Raw genomic sequence first — 4,174 nt, forward strand, 5'->3', positions numbered from 1 at the left:
AACCGCTGATGGCCGGTTCAGGATGCATTGAGCGGAAATATGTTATAACCGTGTCGTCGGTATCAAAATCTTTTTTGAGTATCTTGCACTCGCTAAGTTCCGCCGCTATATGGGCAAGCGACGCGGGAAAGTCAGACAAGCTTTCAATCTTTGAACTTTGTAAAAAATCTGAAAAGGTTTTATATTCTGTTTTTGTTAGATAAACCGGTTTCATGCGTAATGAGTGATACAAGGCAATGTGATCATCGTCTAGATCAAAAACATGCGCAAAGCGCGATAAAACCATCATATTGCAATTCCTTCTATATCAAGATTATAGAACAATTTTTTACTTCGCCAAAAAACAAATATTGAGTTGTTCGGGAATGTTTCCGAACAACTCAAATAAGGACGCCGCAAATTACCAATCTAGTGAATTTTTAAAACCGCAAGCTCCAGGGGCTGGCGGGCAGCGGCTTGGTACGCATGAACATGAACATGCGCTGCCGCATACGCCCGGCGGGCATGTGCAGCCACACTGAAACCCGCCACAGCTGCAATCGGTCCAACCAGTAATACTGACAGAAATACTCCCAGTGAGCATTTCATAAGCATTTTTATTTGCTGACATAGTTTTCCTCCTTCCAGGGTCTCCCCCAGCATGATATATAATATTTTATTATATATTATAAATCTTATTTTATCTAGCGTGCGAATAACCTTTATACTACTGCTTAATAAAAACTATTTGCTCCATTCCCAACCATTTTTTCCCGCGCCAATTTCAAAATGGTATTTTGCGATGCCAAGATCGACTTTTGTATAAAAGCCCGAACCAGAAGCAGTTTTTACCGTATTTCCATTCAACTCAAAAGAAAATTTTTGCTGGTTCATTGCGGTAGGGGCTAATTGTACCGCTTCAATTCCTTTTTTAAACCAATCGGGAATATTTCCGCTAACGGTACATAATTTTTCAATTGGTTTGGTTTTATGAGGAACGCCGTTTGATTCACCAAAGCCGACAGATATTACCAATAATAATTTTTCCCCGGGTTTTACTTTTGCGGCACATTTGCCTTTATTGTAAGTCATTGCTACCCAACAAGTATTTAGCCCAAGCTGTTGGGCTTTTATTACAATTATTTCGCCGTAATAGCCTATTTTTTCATCAAGTTGACCATCGTTTTTTCCAACCAAAGCGATATAATTTTTTGCGTTCTTAAATTTTCCATACTTTGCCATGAGACTTGAGAACGCCTGCGGTTCGTTCAAACAGAGCTGAATATTTAAACCGCTTTCAGAATTACATTTGTCAATGGTATTCTTTAGTTGCTCTAATGTTTCTCCTTCAATTTCTTTATCAGTATAACTCCGTACTGAATGACGAAAATAAATCGCTTCTAACGTGTCCATTTGTTTACTCCCCTTTATAAATTCCAAAAAACCGGCGCTTAAACATCATTTCTTCTTTTTACTGGTTTTTGCTTTTGGCTTAACTGTTTTTGTTGTAGCCTTCTTCACAACAGTCTTCGCTTTCACTTTTGGCTCAGTTTTTTTCGTAACAGTCTTAGTTTTCACCTTAGGTTCAGTCTTTTTCACAGCAGACTTCGCTTTCAATTTTGTTTCAGGCTTCTTCGTAGCAGTCTTAGCCTTTACCTCAGTTTTCTTCGCAGTAGCCTTCGCTTTTGGTACAACTTTCTTTGCAACAGTCTCCACCTTTGCTTCCGTCTTTGGCTCAACTTTCTTTGCAACAGTCTCCACCTTTGCTTCCGTCTTTGGCTCAACCTTCTTCGCAACAGTCTTCACCTTCGTTTCCATCTTTGGTTCAGTCTTCTTCACTTCAGTCTTCTCTTCCACCTTCGCTTTTATCTCAGTCTTCTTCGTGGCAGTTATCGCTTTTCCGGCGATTATTTTGGCTTTTGAGAGTTTTGACGTTAAAATTTCGATAAGGTTATCAAAACGATATTCCGCTTTTTCTTCGGCTTTGATAAGAACTTCGTAGATTTTGGCAATGCGGTCGATTCTCTCATCAATCGGGATTTTTACTATGTTGTCGCTTTCTACCATGAAAAATACCGACGAGTAGAAAAGCGCGTCTTCAAATCCCTCTTTGTTAAACCACGCTACATCGTTAAAAAAGTTGATTCCCAATATGCGCCTAAAGTCTTCGTTTTGATAATTTTCTTGAATAACCAGAGCGGCAAAATCGGCGGCGTCAAATTTTGTTCCTTCTTCACGGAAAGGCGCGGCTTTGTTTGACCAGCTGCTAAGACTTGTGCGGCCCAAAACAGCCCTCGCAACATCCGTTATGCGCCATGCTTCCGCCTCGGACGCGCCAAATCTGCGGTAGATTTCCCTCATCTTGCGGCCTAAGTCCCAGTGGTCAAAAGCGAGGCTCGCCGCGTGAGTTCCGTCCGCTTCTTTACCGATTATCAAGCGCAGTAACGAGAGCAGTCCATAACTGAGAGCGACAGAATAAAGACGCTGCCCTTTGGTATTACATTGAGTGATGCGTGTAAAGAGCGGCGATTCCGATTTGCCAACCGCCGATTCCTGCAACGCGGCTTTGAGTTTTTTCAATCTGTTTATAAACTCTTTAAATTCTTCTTCAATTATTTCTTTATTAACAGCAGTAAAGTTAATCTTGCTGCCGTTTTTGTTTTTCGCCGTCCATTCATCATAAGCGCCGTTTGCGCCGGAAATAAAATGAACCGCCGTGTTAATAAATGCGTCGAGAGAGTCCTTAAACGAATCGGCATAAGATTCTTTATCCAGTGAATCATTCATGTTGATAATAATTTCAGGTTTTAAAATTTCCATGAAGCGGTAGTAAAGCTCTCCCAAGAAAATATCTTTTATCGCAGTCTGTGGATCGGCAACGCCTTTGCCGTTCAAGTCGTTGTTTAGTCTTGCCCATCTGCCTTTAGCGTTGTCTTCAACTTCATATACATCAAGAAAAACCTGAGTCTCGTAACCTTGCAGTCCGACAAAAAATCCGTTTTCGCAGATTGCCTTGGAAGAGCGGATGTACCACAGATTCGACTTTTGTTCGCGTAACAAAGTGAAGTATTGGCTTTCGCCGTGGATTGCAAGCGCTTCGCTTAAACTGTCCCTTCGCGTTCCGCCTTCGCAAGGAATGGCGGGGTCGCTTACTTTTATCCAGCCGGAAGTTTCATAATAAGAATTGTTGTAGAAAATCAGCGTTCTTTCATTGTGTCCGTTTATCCATGCGCGGTTGGAGTAAGCGAAAACATTTTCGTTGACGCTGCCGTTGCAGTAAAGATCATAAATCCTGAAGTTTGCGCTGCCTGAAAAAAGGGCGCGGCGTTTCATCAACGGGAAAATTTCGCGCTCATGGCGGTCTACCATGTAGCCGTCCGGTATTTCATCACGATAGGAGCGGCGGTATTCCATTCCGTATTTTTCTTCAAAGCCTTCGATTTGCCCGTGCCCAAACATGGGAAGGCCGGGCATTGTTACGAGCAATGTGCAGATGCCGAAATATTTGTCGCCCTTGCCGAATTGCGCGACTGCCGTTTCTTCGTCGGGGTTATTCATAAAATTGACAAAGCGTTTTAAAATTTCAGGATCGAATTCCATTGTGTTTTTGATAGTCGAGCGATACTTCGAGTTTTCTTCGTTTTTAAGCATATTCATAAAAGCCGAGTTGTAGACGCGGTGCATTCCAAGCGTGCGGACAAAGTAGCCTTCCATCATCCAGAAAGCCTCGGCGAGGAGCAGTGTGTTTGGCGCTTCAGCCGCGCAGCGGTCAACTACTTCGCGCCAGAACTCGTTTGGTATGCGGCGGTTAAATTCTTCGGTGGTGATAGAATGTTCCGCGCGGCTGGCAATCGCGCCGCCGCTTCCCGGAGCGGGATACCACAACCGCTGAATGTGCCGCTTCGCAAGCGTCATGGCGGCGTCAAAACGCACGATAGAGAACTGCTGACACACGCCGACAATTGTGCGGATTACCGCTTCGCGCGCTTCGGGATTGAGAAAATCAATTTGCGCCGTATCGTTCCACGGCATGGAAGTGCCGTCGTTGCCGTGGTAGATGTAGCGCGTTTCTCCGGTGCGGTTGTCAATCCGCTTAAAGACGACTGCGGCATCGCTGCGCGAAAAATAATGTTCTTCAATTTGTACCGTTATGTCATCTCTGCCTGAAAGATTACCGCAGTTGTAATTGTAAGTT

At 43.5% G+C, this 4,174-nt stretch carries 1 protein-coding gene and 2 pseudogenes; all 3 read right to left on the reverse strand.

Features of this window, described 5'->3' with window-relative positions; genetic code table 11:
- A pseudogene (locus tag ACYVRA_RS05700) lies at positions 1-289 on the reverse strand (FibroRumin system radical SAM peptide maturase); the annotation flags it as partial.
- 434 nt (positions 290-723) lie between these two features.
- Positions 724-1,392, reverse strand: a complete 669-nt coding sequence (locus tag ACYVRA_RS05705) for a nitroreductase family protein (protein ID WP_461251786.1) — start codon at positions 1,390-1,392, stop codon at positions 724-726.
- A 45-nt stretch (positions 1,393-1,437) separates the two neighbouring features.
- Positions 1,438-4,174 (reverse strand): annotated as a pseudogene (locus tag ACYVRA_RS05710) (alpha-amylase); the annotation flags it as partial.

The organism is Treponema sp. R8-4-B8 (genome assembly GCF_054786175.1).